Source organism: Sediminicola luteus, from assembly GCF_002514735.1.
Lineage (GTDB): Bacteria > Bacteroidota > Bacteroidia > Flavobacteriales > Flavobacteriaceae > HQA918.
Genome location: NZ_NBWU01000001.1, coordinates 308,138 through 327,051 on the forward strand (window position 1 = coordinate 308,138; position 18,914 = coordinate 327,051).

Here is an 18,914-nt window from a genome sequence, read left to right on the forward strand (position 1 = left end):
TTAAGGCGTTTTAGTATGTATCGTATCCAACACCTTAATACGTTTCCGGACGGTTTTGCGCATATAAGGGTGACTATTGGGATATAACGATAAAAACTGTCTGTATTTTTTTAGGGCTAGGGTCTTATCGGCATACAACTGATCGCCTAGGGTACAAATATTATAAAAGGCCATGTCGTCCTTCGGGTTTTCCTCATGGGCTTTTTGAAAGCTTTTCAAGGCTTGCTGCATTTGGCCACGCTCACGTTGTACCATGCCTATAAAACCATACTCCTCCTCAAAAGTATAGGTCTTGAATAGAATGGCTTCCCGGGTATAGTAAATGGCCGAATCAGGAAAATGCTCCCTTTCATAGAGCTGACCTATGTTCTTTAAGGTTTCGAAGGTTGGGCCCAGTACCGTATGCATGAGCTGATAGGTCGCAATGGCATCGGCGTATTCAAATGATTTTATCTGGCAACTCGCCAGTTTATGAAAAATATAGGACTTAGACTCCCCTAGGGCCATTAGGTGCTGAAATACGGGTATGGCATCTTCGTAACGCTCCTTTTCGTAAAGGGCCAAGGCCTTAAAATTCACCAATACCTTATCATTTGGCCTATACGCCAAGGCAGCATCGGCAACGGCCAAGGCGGCATCGGCATTCTTTTGCTCCAAATACCATTTGGCCAAGCTTTGGGAGGCCCTAAAATGTTTAGGCTGTAGGTTCAATGTTTTTAGAAAATAGCCCTCGGCCCGCTCCTTAGCCGGACTAAGAAGCAGGCTTTTGGCCAAATAATAATTAAAGTTGGGTTGGTTGGGTCGGTCTTGCACCAAAGCCTCAAATGTGCTAATCGCCTTTTGTGGTTGTTTTTGTTTTAGGTACAGCTTACCCAAAGCATACCTAGCTTTAATACGATAACTGTCCTTACCGATTACATGCTCATAGGCACTAATGGCCTTTTTGGGCTCATCTATACGTTCGTAGGCCAAAGCCATTTGCTGCTGGGCCTGTAGACTACCATCTTTTTGGTAATACGTCAAGGCCCCGTAATAATCTTCTATTAGAAAAAGACTATCGGCAATTTTTAGAGATTGTTGTCCCATTAATACAATAGGGAAACACAGGAAGCCAAAAAAGAAAAAACGCATCTGTTTTGGTTTAATAGATATGTTAATCCCGCTTTGAAATGGTATACGAGGTCTTACCATCGGTCAACACAAGACTACTACCCTTATCTAAACTTTTTAAAGCTTCTATCTCAGCATTAAAGGCCCTAACTTCTTGTCCTGTTAAATCAGCCGTATTGATCACCGAGAAGGTTTTGGCAGCACCGCCCCCATCCACAACATTTGATTCCATGGCCACTAGATCAAACCGCCTTTCAATAGATACATCTAAATTTTTATCAAGGCTCTTAAACGCTTTTTGTCTTGACATATACGACAAATAGCGCTGTGTTGTTGGCAGGGGCAATTGTCTTTTTTTAACATCAGAATACCGCTCCATCAACAACTCCATATGTCTTTTACTGGTCATAGCAAACAAGAAATAATCCTCCTTTGTCAGTTGGTCTATCGTACCCATTTTACGGTAGATATCGTGTGTTCCCATATATACTTGCAAGCCATTTAAGTCCAGCCCTTTAATATCATTCTCTATGGTCGCGATCAATTGTTCGTCGGAAAGGGTAACGTCCTGTTTTCCGTTTTCCTCTAGTATACCGTCTTCCTCACAAGAGGTATACAGCAACACCCCCATTAAAAACGGGAGTAACCATAAATACTTGAATTTATTTAGTTGGCCGGATGGTTCTTTGCGTAACATATCGATACGTTTTTTTAATAATGATTTTTTGTAAAAAGGGTTGATAAAACTTATATCTCGTGTACCAAAGGTTTCGGACAACAACAGTTGGTACTGTTCTTTTTTGGGTACCCCGGAACCGGTGTCGGCCAAATACTCGTGCAGTTCACTGGTTTTCTTCTGGTAGATATAAACCAAGGGATTGAACCAAAACATTACCCGCATGAGTTCAAAAAACAGCAGATCCAACGAATGCCATTGCCGTACATGTACCAATTCATGTTTTAAGATGGAGGCCTTCTGTGAACCCGTTAAGCGATCGCCCAGAAATACATTTTTAAAAAAAGAAAAGGCCGTCTCGCTATCCGGAAGCTGTATTTGGTAATGGTCTACATGTTTTCGAAGTAACCCTTGCCGCCTTAAGCGCCTAATCTTCGTCAGTTTTACCACAAACCAAATCAAGGCCAACACAGACCCCGTTATGGGTATCAAGTACGCCCATGGGAACGTGTCGTGGGAAGCTTCACTGGTCGGTCCCAATGCCACCTCGTCCAATTGTATCAAAAAATGGGGATACAAAAGGGCATCGGGTGTTACGGTTGACCGAAAAACAGGCAGGCTAATGCTGGGTAACACCATGGCCAAGCTAAAGGCACCTATCAAATAGGCCCGGTTCCATTGGAAAAAGGTCTCTTTTTTAAGGAGTAGATCGTAAATGATCAGAAAGCCCAATTGAAAAGCCATAATTTCGATAAGATAACGTATCATTCTTCTTCGCTTTTAGTGTACCCTTGCTGTAGCTATATGTATAATGGCACTTCAGAATTACCTATTCAATTATCATTTCATAATCTGGCAAACCACTAAAACTAAATCCTAATTGCTCTCCCTGGGTTACTTCAATAGAAAAGTTCCCATCAAAATCAGAAACAGCATAGGCTTCACTGTTGGTCGCCAAAATGTTTACTCCAGGTAAGTTCAATCCTTTGGAATCGGTTACCTTTCCTTTGTAATGCCCATTGTTATCCATTTTCCCTAAAACACGCATTCTTCCTATCGGTTTTCTTTGCACTGTTTTATCATTATTTGCTTGCGAACTAAGCTTAAACGTAATAGGAATGGCAAAAGGCACCTGCACCTTTTTCCCTTTTTGTTCGCCCGGGGTCATTTGTGGTAGTTCTGAAATAATCCGTGCCGCCTCGGTTTCCAATAGTTTATGAGGGCCACGTAGGCGTACATTGGCAATGCTACCATCGGTATCAACGGTAAACAAAACCGATACCCTCCCCTGAATACCTTGTTGCTGGGCTTCTTCCGGATATCTGAAATTTTCTCTTATATGCTTTTGAATTTCCCTTTGGAAACATGCCCTAGGATCAGTATCGTTTTCACAGCCAGGGAAAACCGGCACCTTTTCTACTCTGGAAAATGGAACACCAACGGTTTGGGTTTGCCCATCCATCGGCAATATTTTATTTGGGGTATCATCAGCTTTTCTTTGCAGGAAAGCACTACCATTCTGAATACTATAAATGCCATAGGGATTCCCTTCTTGGCCTTTGATAAAAATCGTGAAACGTTCCTTATCGTCTAGATGTTCGAAAATCAGGTCTTTTAGTGCATTTCTTTCATCTTCAGCGGTAAAATCTTCCCCACTGAACCTGAATTCAACAGAATTCTCATCTATCACGGTAACCCCAGGAAGCGTGGCTTGCTTTTCTTTGTCAACAGGTTGTTCCGTTTCACATGAAGTATAAAGTAGCATACCTCCTAACAGTGGCAGCAATAACAAATACTTCATTTTTTTCAGTTGGTGGGATGGCTTTTTGCGTAACATATCCATACGTTTTTTTAATAGTGATTTTTTGTAAAAAGGGTTGATAAAACTAATATCTCGTGTTCCGAAGGTTTCGGACAACAACAGTTGGTATTGCTCTTTTTTGGGCACCCCGGAACCGGTGTCGGCCAAATACTCGTGCAGTTCACTGGTTTTCTTCTGGTAGATATAAACCAAGGGGTTGAACCAAAACAATACCCGCATGAGTTCGAAAAATAGTAGATCCAACGAATGCCATTGGCGGACATGTACCAATTCGTGTTTTAAGATAGAGGCCTTTTGAGCACCCGTTAAGCGATCGCCCAAAAACACATTCTTAAAAAAGGAAAAGGCCGTTTCGCTATCGGGAAGCTGTATTTGGTTGTGATCGAAATGTACCTTAAGCTCCCCTTGGAGATGCAAACGCCAGATCTTGACCAGCTTGAACACGAACCACATTAGGGCCAATACGGAGCCTACTATGGGAATCAAAAACTCCCAAGGAAGCGTATCACCGGAAGCTTCGCCGCCGGCCCCCAATACCACCTCGTCCAATTGTATCAAAAAATGGGGGTACAAAAGGGTATCGGGCGCAACAGTGGCCCGAAAAACGGGTAGACTAATGCTGGGCAATACCAAGGCCAAGCTAAAGGCACCTATCAAATAGGCACGGTTCCATTGAAAAAAAGTCTCTTTTTTAAGGAACAGATCGTAAATGATCAAAAAGCCCAGTTGAAAGGCCATGACCTCAATGAGATACCTTATCATGATTCTTCGTTTTTAATTTCCTTCATAATGCTCTCCAACTCCGACAGGTCCATGTCGTTATTTTTCATAAAAAAGGAGACCATACTTTTAAAGGAACCTTGAAAATAATTCTCGACCAAGGTGCTTATACTTTGGTTACTGTACTCCGATTTGTTCACCAAGGGAAAATATACATGCCCCCTACCCACTTTTTCATGCCCCACGAATCCTTTACCTTCGAGAATACGGATAATGGTACTTACCGTATTATAGGCGGGTTTGGGTTCGGGCAAACGGTCTATGATCGTGGCCACATTGGCTTTTTCCAATTGCCACAGTTCTTGCATTACTTCCTCTTCTGCTCGTGTTAATGATTTCATATCAAATGGCTTATCGATTTTCAAATATAACTAAATATTTAGTTCTAACTAACTTTTTAGTTAATTAATTTTCGGCCACTATTGTAGACCTGTCAGGTTTTGGAAACCTGGCAGGTCTATCTGGTGTAACGAAAAGGGGGTATCTTCGTCCTATAGGAAAACCAACCGTAATGGACATTTTTTTATTGGTCGTCGGACTTCTTTTTATGCTAATAGGCATCGTCGGTAGCTTTTTACCCGTGTTACCCGGCCCACCATTGAGCTGGGTTGGCCTTCTACTACTACACCTTACCGATGCCGTGCCCCAAGACTGGACCTTTTTAGTGATTACCTTGGTCATCGCACTACTTATTTTCGTGATGGATTATATCATTCCGGCCGTTGGCACCAAGAAATTCGGAGGCAGTAAAGCAGGAATGATCGGAACTACAGTGGGCCTATTGGTGGCCATATTCTTTCCCATTTTTGGCTTCTTTGGTATAATCATTTGGCCGTTTTTAGGGGCTATGGTGGGGGAATTGATCAATAAGGCAGACAAAAAAACCGCCCTGAAGGCGGCTTTTGGTTCTTTTATCGGTTTTATAACCGGAACATTCCTAAAGTTTTTGGTAGCCGTTATCTACCTCGGGCTTTTCATCTCCATTAGTTGGGACTATAAAGCAACACTGTTCTCATTTAGCTGATCCATTCCAAATCGGGATTATGTTCCCGTAGGGCTTTTACGAAACCCAAACGATCTTTTGGCGCGACCATGGTATTGTTACCTAATGAATACTCCAAAGCCAAACGATTGAACGATGGTGCCGGTGCCGATATCCCGTCAATCGTTGCTGTCACCTTGGTTATTCGGGAAATATCCATCTTCCTATTGAATATTCCCCCACATTTAATGTATAGTATACCTTCGGAATCCACTATATAGTAAGTGCCAAAAAAAAGATATACGATATAACCTAAAAAAGGCAATAACCAAAGTACCATTATGCCCAAAGACCTTATGCTGCTTCCTTGAATTAATCCCATTCCTATTGGGAATAACAAAACCAAAAAAGCGAAGAGAAAAAGAGGATAACTGGGTTTGGCAGGAAATCGTTTCAAACTATTGCGTTATAACCAAGTCGTTTTTTCCCTTATATCACCCCTTACATACTCAGGTAGCTCGGCCTCATAATGGCCCATATAAAAGAAACCTATACAACGTTCCCCTTCGGCCAATGGGGTAAACTCACCAAAATATTCAATAAAACGCGGACTAGACCAAAAACTACCGATGCCCAAATCGCTGGCCGTTAACCACATATTCTGTACGGCCATGGCTACTGAGGCCAGTTCTTCCCATTCCGGTAGGCTTTCTTTGGGGTCGCGTTGCATACAGATAGCGATAATGGCACCGGCCTTTTGCGGATTGGTCAACAAACGTTGGGTTACATTGGCCTTAACATGCTCGGTGGTCTCTTCATATTTATTGGAAAGGAACACCCCTAATTCAGTCAGCTTTTCTCCGGTAATGACCTTAAAACGCCAAGGCTCGGTCTTTTTATGGGTGGGTGCATAATTGGCGGCCTCCAATACCTGTTCTAGGGCTGCTTTGGAAATTGGTTTATCAATATACAAAGGCGGGGTTACCGACCTTCGGTTCTTAATTACATCTAAAATCATTTGCTAATACTTTAGTCGCAAAGCTAGTATTTTATTGTGGGTTTTGGGATTCGGAATTGATAGGATTCGTTCCTTTAAATACATTAATTCTCCCCTAAACTTTAGCTTACCAATTGGTTACACCAAATAATAATTCTAGTGAAAACCCTCACCCCAGCCCTCTCCCGGAGGGAAAAGGAGCAAATCCAAAAAAGGTTCGTTTATACTTTATCTTCTCCAAACAACAACTCCAAGCCATGTTTTAATACCGGGCTACGATTCGATTTTTTCCATACCGCCGATAATACGGCCCGTTGGGGCAGATGGTCCAAGGGAATAAAATCGACATTCAGTTTAAAACCTTCTTGGAACGAGGTAGGCACGATTGCCACTCCCATACCATTGGCCACCAAGGTAAATATGGTTTGGGCATGCACCGATTTATGGGCTACCTTGGGGGTAAAGCCGGCGTCTTCACAGATACTCATAACCGTGTCGTAATAATACGGACTGTATTCTTGGGCGAAAAGGATAAACCCGGTATCCTGAAACTGATTCAAGTTTCTGAATGGCTTCCCGCCATGGCCCTCGGGTACCACCAAAGAAAAGGTATCCTCAAAAACAGGTTGCATTTTCAAATCGGCCGGTACACGGGCCATACGTACAAAACCCAAATCGAGCTTGTCGTGCAACAACTGATCTAATTGGGCCCGATTAGACAATTCGGTCAAGGCGGTTTGTATGCCTGGGTGTAATTCTTGTAGTTTCAACAACAATTCGGGGATAATGTTCTGCATGGCCGACCCTAAAAACCCGATACGTAGTTCCCCTAAATTTCCTTGGGCGATTTGTTTTAACTGCTGCACCACGGATTCCATATGGTTGCCCATAAAACCGACCTCCTCCATCAAATAATTTCCGGCCGCGGTCAAGGCCACCTTTCTTGTGCTCCGCTCAAATAGGGCTAGCCCCAACACGTCCTCCAACTGTTTGATCTGCCTACTTAATCCCGGTTGGGAAATAAATAGGCTTTCGGCGGCCTTTCTAAAGTTCAATTCGGTAGCCACGGCCATAAAATAGCGAAGATGCCGCCATTCTAATTCTTTACCTAAAAGCATCAATTATTGATTAAATTGGTATTTATAGGTATCAAAACTAGGAATTATCTTTGAATTGGGCCAAAAAGCCCGCCTAATCAACCTGACCCTCAACCTAATACTGTTAGAACAAGACGAATAATGAACACAAATACATTCCATTTAGGTGCCGATCATTTAACCGCCGGTATCTGCCTTGAACTGGTCCGGGGCCAAAGACCCATGACAATAGATGCGACCACTCGACAAAAAGTTCGGGAAAGTAGTGCTACGGTGCAGCGTATCGTAAATAAAGGGGAGCCCGTATATGGTATCAATACCGGATTTGGCCCACTCTGTACCACCAAAATCTCCAAGGAGGAGACCCGTATTTTACAAAGCAACATTCTGCAAAGCCATAGTGTAGGGGTTGGTGAACCCATTGCCACTGAGATCGCCAAGATCATGTTGGTCCTAAAGGTGCATTCGTTGGCCCAAGGGTTTTCGGGTATAAAGGAAGAAACCTTGGACCGTATCCTATGGCATTTGGAAACGGACGCTATTCCGGTTGTACCTAGCCAAGGTTCGGTGGGGGCCTCAGGAGATCTGGCGCCTTTGTCGCATTTGTTCTTACCCCTGATCGGACTCGGCAAGGTGGTGTTCCAGGGTAAGACCATAACCACCCAATCCCTTTTTGAACAGACGGGGAAAGACCCATTGGAATTAGGCCCTAAAGAAGGCTTGGCCTTAATCAATGGCACCCAGTTCATTGCCGCCCATGCCGTAAAGGTGATCGAGAAATTCCATAATGTACTTACCCATGCCGATCTGGTGGGTAGCATGATGATCGAAGGGCTTCAGGGATCTATAAAACCCTTTCACCCGGCCTTGCACGCCCAACGCCCCTTTAAGGGTAATGTGCATGTGGCTGAACGCATCAACCATTTTTTAAAAGGCTCCGAAATCTTGGAAGACCATGCCGATTGCGAACGGGTACAAGACCCTTACTCCTTACGCTGTATCCCCCAGGTTCATGGTTCGTCTCGAAATGCATGGCTGCACCTCAAGGAACTTGTAGAGGTGGAATTAAACTCGGTGACCGATAACCCTTTGGTCATTGACGACAAACTCACCATCAGTGGCGGAAGTTTCCACGGACAACCCTTGGCCATGGCCCTGGATTATGCCGCTTTGGCCGCTTCGGAAATCGGCAACATATCCGATCGCCGCATCTATTTGGCCTTGGAAGGTAATAGTCCGGGTGTGCCCAAACTATTGATGGAAGATACCGGAATCAATTCCGGATACATGATCTTACAATACACCTCGGCCGCCTTGGCCAGTGAGAACAAGACATCGGCTTTCCCGGCCAGTGCCGATAGTATTCCTACCTCCTTGGGGCAAGAAGACCATGTGAGTATGGGCTCTATCAGTGGTCGAAAAGCATTGCGCATAATCGACAATGTCGAAAAGATATTGGCCATAGAATTATTGACCGCGGCCCAGGCCTTTGAGTTTAGAAAACCCATGAAATCGGGACCCGTTTTGGAGGCCATACATGCTACCGTTCGTAAAGTGGTGCCCTTTGCCGCCGTAGATCGGGTTTTTCATGACGATATTGAAAAGGCCATTGCAATAATCCATGAAAAAGAACTTTTAAAGGTAGTCCGCGAAGTTCGGGATACCGCAAAACTGAATACGGATACCCAATACCAAACCCTGTTCGAAACCTATTGATATGCAAAAGACATTGATCGGGCCCTTTGCCCAAATACTTCCTATGACCGGGCTTCCGCTCAAAGGAGCTTTACAAGATGAGCAATTAACCATTATCAACGATGGGGGTATCTTGGTGATGGCCGGTAAAATCGCCTTGATCGGTAACTATGCCGAAATGAAAGCCATGGCCGATAGCGAAACCTTATTTGAGGTTATCGAAGGAGAACAGGTGGCCCTTCCTAGCTTTGTCGATTGCCATACCCATATTTGTTTCGGTGGAAACAGGGCCAAAGATTATGCCGCTAGAAATGCCGGTAAAACCTATCTCGAAATCGCCGCTGAAGGGGGTGGTATCTGGAGTACGGTAAACCATACCCGGGCCGCTTCCGAGGCAGCACTCGTCGCCGGAATTTTAAGCCGTGCCCAACGCCATTTAGAACAGGGGGTAACCACCATTGAGGTTAAAAGTGGTTACGGACTCAGTGTAGCCGAAGAACTAAAAATGCTTCGGGCCATTCAAAAGGCCGATAAGGAGAGCCCGGCCGATTTGATCGCTACCTGTCTGGCGGCCCATATCGTTCCTAAAGACGGACAAACGGCCCAGGGCTATCTCAAGACCATCGTAGCCGAATTGTTCCCCATACTTCAAAAAGAAAATCTCGCCCAACGGGTAGATGCCTTTATTGAACAAGGGGCCTATACCCCTGCCGATGTGCAATACTATTTTGAAGCGGCCCAAAAACTAGGACTGGATATTACAGTTCATGCCGATCAATTCTCAACCGGTGGCAGCCAGGCCGCCATTGACCACAGTGCCATAAGTGCCGATCACCTCGAAGCCAGTGGACCTAAGGAAATTGCTGCCTTGGCCCAAAGCGACACTATTGCCGTGGCCCTGCCCGGTGCTTCTATGGGATTGGGTTGTGCCTATACGCCCGCCCGTGCCCTGCTAGATCAGGGAGGCGCCCTGGCCATTGCCAGTGATTGGAACCCAGGCTCGGCCCCCATGGGCAACCTATTGATGCAGGCCGCAGTTTTGGGTAGTTATGAAAAACTGAGCAATGCCGAGGTCTTGGCAGGTATAACCTTTAGGGCAGCAGCTGCCTTGAATATCCAAGCAGGTACTTTACAAGAAGAATGTCAGGCCGATATCGTAGCCTTTAAAACTGATAACTATCAGAACATTTTGTACCAACAGGGCATGTTGATACCTGCTCAGGTTTGGAAAAATGGTAAACCGCAAATTCACAAATAAGTTAGATTGACCATGACATTCAAAACCAGTCCATGTTTTTGAAGTCCAACATCGAAACACTAACGCCTAATAGCTATCCATTATGGATTTCAAAGCACAGATAAAACAGGGGATTCCTTCCCAATTACCGGCTCCTAAGCCCTACCCTACCGAAGGGAACCCGGCCCCCAAGCGGAAAGATATTTTAAATACAGCCGAAAAACAGCTGGCCATACGCAATGCCCTGAGGTATTTCCCGACCGCTTGGCATGCCGAATTGGCCCCGGAATTCGCTGATGAACTACAGGAGTACGGCAGGATCTATATGCATCGGTTCAAACCCGATTATGCCATGTATGCCCGACCTATTTCCGAGTATCCGGCCCAATGTGCCCAAGCGGCTTCCATAATGCTTATGATCCAGAACAATTTGGATCCCGCCGTGGCCCAGCATCCCGAAGAATTGATTACCTACGGGGGCAACGGAGCAGTTTTCCAAAACTGGGCCCAGTATCTATTGTGCATGAAATACCTGTCGGAAATGACCGAGGAACAAACCTTGCATATGTACTCGGGCCACCCCATGGGATTGTTCCCTTCGCATAAAGAAGCTCCACGGGTTGTGGTGACCAACGGTATGATGATCCCAAACTATTCCCAGCCCGATGATTGGGAAAAATACAACGCCCTTGGTGTGACCCAGTACGGACAAATGACGGCCGGATCCTATATGTACATTGGTCCGCAAGGTATAGTTCACGGTACTACCATTACCGTAATGAACGCCTTTCGGATGAAACTGAAGTCTGGGGAAACACCACAGGGGAAGATTTTCTTAACCGCCGGATTAGGTGGTATGAGCGGGGCCCAACCCAAGGCCGGAAACATTGCCCAATGTATTACCATTTGTGCCGAGGTAAACCCCAATGCGGCCCAAAAACGCCATGAACAGGGTTGGGTAGACGAATTGATTTCTGATATGGATAGCCTAGTGGCACGTACCCGTTTGGCCATGGCAAACAATGAGGTGGTCTCCATTGCTTTCGTAGGCAATATAGTAGCGGTTTGGGAACGTTTTGATACCGAAAACATCTTTGTACACCTTGGCTCTGACCAAACTTCGCTACACAACCCTTGGGCGGGTGGTTACTATCCGGTCGGACTTTCTTTTGAGACCGCAAACGAGCTTATGGCCTCGGATCCCGATGCCTTTAAGTTGGCCGTAGAGGCTTCCTTACGTCGTCAGGTGGCCGCAATTAACAAACATACCGCAAAAGGCACCTACTTCTTTGATTATGGCAATGCCTTTTTATTACAGGCTTCCCGTGCAGGTGCCGCTATTATGGATGGCGATAAATTCAAATACCCCTCATACGTACAAGATATCTTGGGGCCCAAATGTTTCGATTACGGTTTTGGTCCTTTCCGATGGGTCTGTACCTCGGGCAAAGCCGAAGATCTGAGAAAAACCGATGCCATTGCCGCTCGTGTGTTGCGCGAGATTAAGGCCGCTTCTCCCCAAGAGATCCAAGAACAGATGCAAGACAACATCCAATGGATCGAACAGGCCGAGGAAAACCGATTGGTCGTAGGCAGCCAGGCCCGAATCCTATATGCCGATGCCGAGGGCAGGGCCAAAATCGCCCAAGCCTTTAACGATGCCATAGCTTCCGGTGACTTGGCAGGGCCAGTGGTATTAGGCCGCGACCACCACGATGTAAGTGGTACCGATTCGCCTTTCCGGGAAACCTCCAATATTTTTGACGGCAGCAGTTTTACCGCCGACATGGCCATTCAGAACGTAATCGGAGATAGTTTCCGTGGTGCCACTTGGGTATCGATACACAACGGTGGTGGTGTAGGCTGGGGCGAAGTAATCAATGGCGGCTTTGGTATGCTGTTGGATGGTAGCGACGAAGCCTCGCGCCGTTTGCAATCTATGTTGTTTTTCGACGTTAACAATGGTATAGCCCGACGCGGATGGGCCCGTAACCAAGAGGCCTTGTTCGCCATAAAACGGGAAATGGCCCGTACGCCCCAACTACAGGTAACCCTACCCGAAATGGTAGACGACCAACTGTTGGAGGGCCTCTTTTAAAACCCATACTCCATGGAGAATTATACCCCAGCCAACCCTCAACTCTGGAGCGGACGCCCTTCGGAAGACCAACAATATGTACACGAAAAGGTGGTTGCCGTAAACCTTAGGGAAGCAGCTACCTCGCCGTCTAAAAAGAGCTTTTCAATCTTAGGCTATGCCTGTGACGAAGGGGTCGCCCGAAATCGAGGTCGTGTTGGGGCCTACCACGGGCCCGACCATATCAAAAAAGCCTTGGGGCCTATGCCCAACCATCTTCCCCAGAAGTATCAACTGTTCGACATGGGAAGTGTTGTATGTATTGGTGATGATCTCGAAGGGGCCCAGAAAAGCCTTACCGAAACGGTTCGTGTGATCTTATCCCAAAAAAGTTTCCCGATCGTATTGGGTGGTGGGCACGATATCGCTTATGGTCATTTTAAAGGGATTAGAAACCATTTTGGCCCAGATAAAAAAATAGGAATTATCAATTTCGATGCCCATTTCGACCTTAGGGACAATGGAGGGATACCGACTTCCGGAACCCCTTTTCATCAAATAGCCACGGAGGCCCAAACAAATGGGGAAGCCTTTCATTACCTCTGCTTGGGCATCCGCCAAGACGCCAACCCCAAAGTACTTTTCGAAACGGCACAACATACGGGTAGCAAGTTTATCCTTCAATCAGAGTTTACTCTTTACAACCTTAAAAAGGTGAACAAAAAGCTCCAAAAATTCCTCGATGAAGTCGATTTGGTCTATGTGACCCTAGATCTAGACGGCTTTGCATCGGCCTATGCCCCGGGGGTGAGTGCGCCATCACCTTTTGGCTTTAGTCCGGATATCGTTTTGGAATGCCTGAATACCATTATCGCCTCTAAAAAACTCACCGCCCTGGATATTGCAGAGTACAATCCTACCTACGATATCGATGGTATTACCGCCAAACTAGCAGCCGGCTTGCTACATCATTCCATACATCGATTAAGCGGTAAATAGGCTAAAAAGTGTCGTTGGGAGGATTCGTTCCTTATCGGAAATACCTTTTATGTATCTTCATGGCTTAACCAAACCTCATTAGCCATGCGATACCTATACTGGGCCTTAGTTACGTTGTTTTTAAGTGCCTGTTCCGAAAAAAAAGTCGTTGTTGGTCAGGCTGCCGTAATTCCCAAACCTCAGCAACAAACAAATGGTAAAGGCCATTTCGTCTTATCCCAAAACCTCAGTATTTCAATTGAAAATGACAAGCAACAAGCTATCGTTTCACAATTTTTCGGGGAACTGCCTGGTAATACTTGGCAACTCAGTTTCAGTACGGAAAGTCAGAACCCGCACATTACATTAACATCGGACGGTAAGCTTGCGGAAGAAGCTTATTCATTACAGGTTACCACCCAAGGCATTCAGATAAAATCCGGAAGCGAAAGTGGTTTCTTCTATGCGCTCCAGACTTTAAAACAATTAATGCCTGTTGAAAGCCTTTCGGCCAACTCTGGCGATTGGGGCATACCGGCTGTTAACATTACCGATGCGCCGGAATTTGGTTGGCGGGGTTATATGCTCGATGTATCGCGTCATTTCTTTGATACCGACGAGGTAAAAAAGGTGATAGACTTTATGGCCGAACAAAAGCTGAACCGTTTCCACTGGCATTTAACCGATGACCAAGGGTGGCGTATCGAAATCAAAAGCTACCCCAAACTTACCGAAGTGGGTGCCTGGCGTGTAGATCATAACGAAACCGATGAAAGCATTTCGAACTGGTGGGGACGCCCCGTTCAAAAAGATGGGGAAAAGGCTACCTATGGAGGCTTTTACACCCAAGAAGATATCAAAGACATCGTTGCCTATGCCAAGGCGCGTTTTATTGAAGTGATTCCGGAAATAGATATGCCCGGACACGCCCAAGCTACCATAGCCGCCTACCCTGAAATCGGCTGTGTAAATGCCGCACCCTATGTGGCCACCGGTGGCGTTTACAAGAACAATACGTATAACCCCGGCAAAGAAGAAACCTTTGTATTTGCCGAAACCATGCTGAACGAGGTAATGGACCTTTTCCCCTTTAACTATGTACACATCGGGGGGGACGAATGCAATAAGGAGCAATGGAAACTGGACCCTTTTGCCCAAAAACGCATGAAAGACGAAGGCCTCAAAGACGAACATGAACTCCAAAGTTATTTTATAAAGCGTATCGAAAAGATGATTAATGCCCGGGGAAAGATTATGATCGGATGGGATGAAATCCTAGAGGGTGGTTTGGCACCCAATGCCACCGTTATGAGCTGGCGGGGCGAGGCCGGCGGACTGGCATCGGTAAAAGCCGGACACGAGGTGATCATGACCCCAAACAAATATTGCTATATCGATTTAAAACAGGGTCACGACGATATGGAGCCTAATCTGGGCTACGACTACCTATTACTTTCTACCGCTTACAACTACCAAGTAGTCCCCGATAGCCTAACGGCCGAAGAAGGCAGATTAATCAAAGGGATACAAGCCAATTTATGGACCGAGTCGATAAGCGATTGGGGTAAACTGACCTATATGACCTACCCCCGCTTATTTGCCATTGCAGAAAACGCGTGGACCGCACCTGATGCCAAAGACTGGGATGATTTTACCGAGCGTTTGGCTCCACAACTAAACCGGTTAGACGCTCAAGGCGTACGCTACGCCACTAGTGCTTATAGCCCTTGGATCGATCATAAGGCCGACGGTAAGCAAATACGGGTCGCCCTACATACCGAAGTAAACGGACTCGACATTCGCTATACCACGGACGGTACCGAACCTACATCATCTTCAACAAAATATACCGATACCTTAAGCCTGACCGAGACCGCCACCCTAAAGGCCCGCAGCTTTAAAGATGGTAACCCCATGGGCTATGTGGCCACCATGCATTTGCCGGTACACCAGGGCTTTGGTTTCTTGGTAAAAGACTCCACGGCTTCCAGGGTCAAGGAATTACCCAAACTAAGTGACCTACAATACGGTAAATTGAACAACGGGGATCCAAATTGGCAATACTTACCCGCATCCATAGCCTTATACATAGACTTTGATACACCCAAAACCCTATCGCAAGTATCTTTTAACGCCTTGCGGTTTACGATCTCGGGAATTTATCCGCCAGAAAAAGTAGCTGTTTTTGGGTTGGATACAGAAGGAAACTATAGTCAACTAGGTACGCTAAACAAAACCGAGGAAGCCGGCACACAGGGACGCAATAAAATACGATATAAAGTAGCCCTCAAAGAAATGCCCGTATCGGGCCTACGTATTGATTTGGATGCCATTAACCCCATTTTAGAGGGGCATCATAGGGCCGGAGGCCGACCCTCGATGCGCCTCGATGAACTGGTGCTCGAATAGATCAGGCACCGACCCATCGCCCTCTGCTCAAACACTAGGGTTGCGGCATGGCTACGGTAGCCCCGCTTTGGGCCCGTGCCAACCGATATAATATGAACTGTAGGTAAAACACCGAACCAAAGAGCAGTCCGATCCAATGCTTTGCCGTTGGTTTGATTTCGAGATATTCGAATACTTTTTGAGCTAACAAAAACACATAATTGGTAAAAGCCAAAAAGAATAGGGCCCCGATTAACCATTGGTCCCATTCAAAAAAATGTACATTATCCCTAAATACGAAAAACAATACACCCCATAGTAATACCAATGCCGGCATATAAGCCTTGTTCCATGCAAACTTTACGGCGTCGGACCTTCTGTGCAACCAATACAGGGCATAAAAGCCAAAACTCACAAAGAATAACAAGATAAATACCAACGAATGGATCTTGGTAGCCAATTGGGTAGGCTGGGACGAAAAATGTACCATAACCCAGAACAACAAAAAGATGTTCCCCAATACGAACATCAGAGATTCGAAACGGAAAATTTGGGCAAACAGACTTTCGTCGTACGAAAGAGGAACCAAAAACTCAAAATAGAGATTTTGCAAATACACTAAAAACATAAAACCCAAGCCCATAAAGGCATAGATCCAATGGGTAGATTTGCCACGGTGCTTTACGATCAATAGGAGGCCCATGAGGTACATGGCCAGTTTTAGGACCAAGGTCATTTCGGTAGACCCGAATTTGAGTAGATTTTCAAGCATAACATCAATGTTTTGATTATCAATGTTATAAACTTGAAAAATATTAATAAATTGTAATCTTATTCCTACTTTTCGATGTATTACACTGGCCTTATATCAATTACTTGAACTGGAATACGTTAAAAGGCTGGGCCGTTCCGTTAACGGTAAATACCTTAACTCCATGTGCAGGTACTACGAACACGCGTTCCGACTCGTTACTTAAGGGCAAGTCTGTTTTTTCCCAAAGATCACGCAAGGTATAGCCCTTATGGGCCTGTATACCGAGGGAATCTAAATGAAACCCAATTGGTTTTTCCACTTCGCTACGGTTAAGCAAGGTTACCGCAATACGACCACTCATGGTATGGCCCAAGGGTTTGGCCCATACTTCAAGATCACCATCATCCTTTAAACGCCGGGCCTGATAGCACAATGGATCTTGGTTAAGGGCAATAAGCTCGCTCTGGGTCAAGATAGACAAGGTTTCATTAGACATTTGGGTGAGGTCGTTACCGGCCAACAAGGGCGAATTCATAATACACCACATACTAAAATGGGTCTTGTCTTCTTCATACGACATGCCCCTGCCGATCTGTAGCATATCCATATCGTTAAAATGGCCTGGGCCTGAATACTTCCATAGGTCGGCATTCAAATCTACGATGCGCATAATGGATTCGAAGGAGTTGTGTATATCCCCAGAAATACGCCAAGAATCGGCAATATCCAAGGCCCATTCCCCAGGAAACTTCCAACGACAGATATTGAATACGGTTTCGGGTTTAATGGCCTCGATCTGCCTGGCTATTTCGGTGTAGCGGGTTTGCTCGTCCAGGCCCAGCCATTCGCCGCCACACCAGTCGATTTTTATAAAGTCGTAATCCCATTCCCTTAACATTTTGGTCAGATCTTTATAATCGTGACCATAAAGGCCCATACCCGAACCAATGGTGTCCTTATCCCAGTAAGAGGCACAGGTATTGATACCCGCATCGGAATATATACCAGCTTTTAGGCCCTTGTCATGTATATAGCGGGCCAAAGCCCCCATCCCAGATGGAAAACGTTCTTGATGTGCCAACAAATTACCCAGACTATCGCGCCCGCCAAAAAATCCGTCGTCGGTATTGATGTAAGTATAACCGGCTTCCTTCATACCATTCGAGTCCATGGCGTCGGCCTGCGATTTTATGATATCTTCATTGATATGTACCCGGTAGTTGTTCCAACTGGCCCAACCCATTATTGGGGTTTTGGGTTTGGTTACGGCAACTTCTTCTGGCGCTATTTCCTGTTTTTGGCCTTCAGCACAACCGACCAAAACCAGTAACATACTCCATACGATAAGAAAATGGTTCGTGTTAATATTCACAATCATCTTGATTGTGCTTTACGTAATACGACTTGTAGTTCTTGGCCTTTTTATCTTTACAGCCACAGAGATCCAAAACTTCAAGGTTTCGGAATTCGGTATCGTGGCTTTCTCCCTGTATGGCAATATAGCCTTCGGTAATTGGGGCGCCGTCGGTAAATTTACTCTTATCGAGACCATCTAGGCCAAGGTCTAAAATTGGGTTGGTATAAGTTAACACCGTATCGCCTTCCACAATATGATGCACTATGGAATCGCCAAGGACCACGGCCTCTACTTGTACCCATTTTTCCCTCGGATAGGTTGCTCCTTGGGTATTGGGCATACAATGGGCTTTTGTAAATTCGCCATTCAAGGTTACATGGCAACCAGGCGTACATAGGTTTCCAGTCGGACGTGATTTACCTGGGGTTTGCTCGGCCAACAACTGAAACTCAAAGGAGGCCGGAAACGATTGATCTAAAGTCATGGTCGCCGGATCTTGACAATGTAGCATAAAACCATTATTGGCAAAAGCCCAACCCGGGCCACCCTTAACCTGTTCGCCCACCATACGGTATTGGGCCCGAAGCCGGTAATGGGAGTATTTCTGTTTATAGAACAAATGCCCGAATTTTGAATCGAACTGCTCATAATCGGCATAAGAGGCCTTTAAAACCCCGTTCTCTACCCGAAACGTATTCAAATGGTTATCGCCCAGTTCGTAGCCCCTAATTTTGGGGGTCCAGCCTTCTAGGTCTTTCCCGTTGAAAATAGAGACCCAATTTTCTTTATCGGGACTTTGGTTTTTCTGGGAGGCACAACTCCACAAGACAATGATTACAGCTGCAATGAAACCGATAACGGTCAACCCTTTCTTCATGTTCTTTTTGGTTTTGGATTGGTAATTTTCAAAAATAATGGAAATGCCCCGAATGGGAGGGCCAACCAAATCAGTTTACCACAAAAT

At 45.6% G+C, this 18,914-nt stretch carries 16 protein-coding genes; 6 read left to right on the plus strand and 10 right to left on the minus strand.

Going from position 1 to position 18,914, the window contains the following annotated elements; genetic code table 11:
* The 4 genes from B7P33_RS08145 to B7P33_RS08160 form a co-directional block, all read right to left on the minus strand.
* Entirely contained in the window at window positions 1–1,131 is a 1,131-nt protein-coding gene (locus tag B7P33_RS08145) for a tetratricopeptide repeat protein (RefSeq protein ID WP_172435895.1), read from the minus strand.
* Between the two features lie 22 nt (window positions 1,132–1,153).
* Window positions 1,154–2,554 carry a M56 family metallopeptidase gene (locus B7P33_RS08150; RefSeq protein ID WP_097441486.1) on the minus strand — a complete coding sequence of 467 codons (1,401 nt, stop codon included), beginning with the start codon at window positions 2,552–2,554 and terminating at the stop codon, window positions 1,154–1,156.
* Window positions 2,555–2,615: 61 nt separating this feature from the next.
* Window positions 2,616–4,370, minus strand: a complete 1,755-nt coding sequence (locus B7P33_RS08155) for a M56 family metallopeptidase (protein ID WP_097441487.1) — start codon at window positions 4,368–4,370, stop codon at window positions 2,616–2,618.
* Window positions 4,367–4,729, minus strand: a complete 363-nt coding sequence (locus B7P33_RS08160; protein WP_097441488.1) for a BlaI/MecI/CopY family transcriptional regulator — start codon at window positions 4,727–4,729, stop codon at window positions 4,367–4,369. The genes B7P33_RS08155 and B7P33_RS08160 overlap by 4 nt, the downstream gene beginning before the upstream one ends.
* Window positions 4,730–4,899: 170 nt before the next feature.
* On the opposite strand from B7P33_RS08160, the gene B7P33_RS08165 reads away from it, so the two are divergent.
* On the plus strand, window positions 4,900–5,412 hold the full coding sequence (locus tag B7P33_RS08165; protein WP_097441489.1) for a DUF456 domain-containing protein: 513 nt from the start codon (window positions 4,900–4,902) through the stop codon (window positions 5,410–5,412).
* Here the strand turns inward: B7P33_RS08165 and B7P33_RS08170 are convergent.
* The 3 genes from B7P33_RS08170 to B7P33_RS08180 all read right to left on the minus strand — a co-directional run bounded on the left by B7P33_RS08170 (window position 5,405) and on the right by B7P33_RS08180 (window position 7,485).
* Window positions 5,405–5,752, minus strand: coding sequence for a PH domain-containing protein (locus B7P33_RS08170; RefSeq protein WP_097441490.1), 348 nt, complete (start codon window positions 5,750–5,752; stop codon window positions 5,405–5,407). The genes B7P33_RS08165 and B7P33_RS08170 overlap by 8 nt on opposite strands.
* An 84-nt stretch (window positions 5,753–5,836) precedes the next feature.
* A complete protein-coding gene (locus B7P33_RS08175) occupies window positions 5,837–6,388 on the minus strand; it encodes a nitroreductase family protein (protein WP_097441491.1) in 552 nt (183 codons plus the stop codon).
* Between the two features lie 200 nt (window positions 6,389–6,588).
* Window positions 6,589–7,485 carry a LysR family transcriptional regulator gene (locus B7P33_RS08180; RefSeq protein ID WP_097441492.1) on the minus strand — a complete coding sequence of 299 codons (897 nt, stop codon included), beginning with the start codon at window positions 7,483–7,485 and terminating at the stop codon, window positions 6,589–6,591.
* A 120-nt stretch (window positions 7,486–7,605) separates the two neighbouring features.
* On the opposite strand from B7P33_RS08180, the gene hutH reads away from it, so the two are divergent.
* From hutH to B7P33_RS08205, 5 genes are all read left to right on the plus strand, one after another.
* A complete protein-coding gene (hutH, locus tag B7P33_RS08185) occupies window positions 7,606–9,180 on the plus strand; it encodes a histidine ammonia-lyase (protein ID WP_097441493.1) in 1,575 nt (524 codons plus the stop codon).
* 1 nt (window position 9,181) lies between these two features.
* Window positions 9,182–10,417: an imidazolonepropionase gene (gene hutI, locus B7P33_RS08190; RefSeq protein WP_097441494.1), complete on the plus strand. Its 1,236-nt coding sequence runs from the start codon at window positions 9,182–9,184 to the stop codon at window positions 10,415–10,417.
* A gap of 82 nt (window positions 10,418–10,499) precedes the next feature.
* Window positions 10,500–12,494, plus strand: a complete 1,995-nt coding sequence (locus tag B7P33_RS08195; RefSeq protein WP_097441495.1) for a urocanate hydratase — start codon at window positions 10,500–10,502, stop codon at window positions 12,492–12,494.
* A gap of 12 nt (window positions 12,495–12,506) precedes the next feature.
* Window positions 12,507–13,472, plus strand: coding sequence for a formimidoylglutamase (gene hutG, locus B7P33_RS08200; protein ID WP_097441496.1), 966 nt, complete (start codon window positions 12,507–12,509; stop codon window positions 13,470–13,472).
* Between the two features lie 84 nt (window positions 13,473–13,556).
* Window positions 13,557–15,860, plus strand: a complete 2,304-nt coding sequence (locus B7P33_RS08205; RefSeq protein ID WP_097441497.1) for a beta-N-acetylhexosaminidase — start codon at window positions 13,557–13,559, stop codon at window positions 15,858–15,860.
* A gap of 34 nt (window positions 15,861–15,894) precedes the next feature.
* Here B7P33_RS08205 and B7P33_RS08210 read toward each other — a convergent pair whose 3' ends face one another.
* From B7P33_RS08210 to B7P33_RS08220, 3 genes are all read right to left on the minus strand, one after another.
* Window positions 15,895–16,611 (minus strand): hypothetical protein, encoded by a 717-nt coding sequence (locus B7P33_RS08210; protein ID WP_097441498.1) that lies wholly within the window; start codon window positions 16,609–16,611, stop codon window positions 15,895–15,897.
* Window positions 16,612–16,711: 100 nt separating this feature from the next.
* Window positions 16,712–17,971, minus strand: a complete 1,260-nt coding sequence (locus tag B7P33_RS08215; protein ID WP_216359368.1) for a glycoside hydrolase family 27 protein — start codon at window positions 17,969–17,971, stop codon at window positions 16,712–16,714.
* Window positions 17,955–18,827, minus strand: coding sequence for a 3-keto-disaccharide hydrolase (locus B7P33_RS08220; protein WP_097442278.1), 873 nt, complete (start codon window positions 18,825–18,827; stop codon window positions 17,955–17,957). The genes B7P33_RS08215 and B7P33_RS08220 overlap by 17 nt, the downstream gene beginning before the upstream one ends.
* Window positions 18,828–18,914 lie beyond the last annotated feature (87 nt).

Bases quoted from the DNA above. Each gene is read 5' to 3' on its own strand.
- B7P33_RS08220 (WP_097442278.1), bottom strand. From the start codon at position 18,827: ATGAAGAAAGGGTTGACCGTTATCGGTTTCATTGCAGCTGTAATCATT.
- B7P33_RS08145 (WP_172435895.1), bottom strand. From the start codon at position 1,131: ATGCGTTTTTTCTTTTTTGGCTTCCTGTGTTTCCCTATTGTATTAATG.
- hutI (WP_097441494.1), top strand. From the start codon at position 9,182: ATGCAAAAGACATTGATCGGGCCCTTTGCCCAAATACTTCCTATGACC.
- B7P33_RS08175 (WP_097441491.1), bottom strand. From the start codon at position 6,388: ATGATTTTAGATGTAATTAAGAACCGAAGGTCGGTAACCCCGCCTTTG.
- B7P33_RS08150 (WP_097441486.1), bottom strand. From the start codon at position 2,554: ATGATACGTTATCTTATCGAAATTATGGCTTTTCAATTGGGCTTTCTG.
- B7P33_RS08160 (WP_097441488.1), bottom strand. From the start codon at position 4,729: ATGAAATCATTAACACGAGCAGAAGAGGAAGTAATGCAAGAACTGTGG.
- B7P33_RS08155 (WP_097441487.1), bottom strand. From the start codon at position 4,370: ATGATAAGGTATCTCATTGAGGTCATGGCCTTTCAACTGGGCTTTTTG.
- B7P33_RS08205 (WP_097441497.1), top strand. From the start codon at position 13,557: ATGCGATACCTATACTGGGCCTTAGTTACGTTGTTTTTAAGTGCCTGT.
- B7P33_RS08215 (WP_216359368.1), bottom strand. From the start codon at position 17,971: ATGATTGTGAATATTAACACGAACCATTTTCTTATCGTATGGAGTATG.
- B7P33_RS08170 (WP_097441490.1), bottom strand. From the start codon at position 5,752: ATGGGATTAATTCAAGGAAGCAGCATAAGGTCTTTGGGCATAATGGTA.
- B7P33_RS08195 (WP_097441495.1), top strand. From the start codon at position 10,500: ATGGATTTCAAAGCACAGATAAAACAGGGGATTCCTTCCCAATTACCG.
- B7P33_RS08180 (WP_097441492.1), bottom strand. From the start codon at position 7,485: ATGCTTTTAGGTAAAGAATTAGAATGGCGGCATCTTCGCTATTTTATG.
- B7P33_RS08165 (WP_097441489.1), top strand. From the start codon at position 4,900: ATGGACATTTTTTTATTGGTCGTCGGACTTCTTTTTATGCTAATAGGC.
- hutG (WP_097441496.1), top strand. From the start codon at position 12,507: ATGGAGAATTATACCCCAGCCAACCCTCAACTCTGGAGCGGACGCCCT.
- B7P33_RS08210 (WP_097441498.1), bottom strand. From the start codon at position 16,611: ATGCTTGAAAATCTACTCAAATTCGGGTCTACCGAAATGACCTTGGTC.
- hutH (WP_097441493.1), top strand. From the start codon at position 7,606: ATGAACACAAATACATTCCATTTAGGTGCCGATCATTTAACCGCCGGT.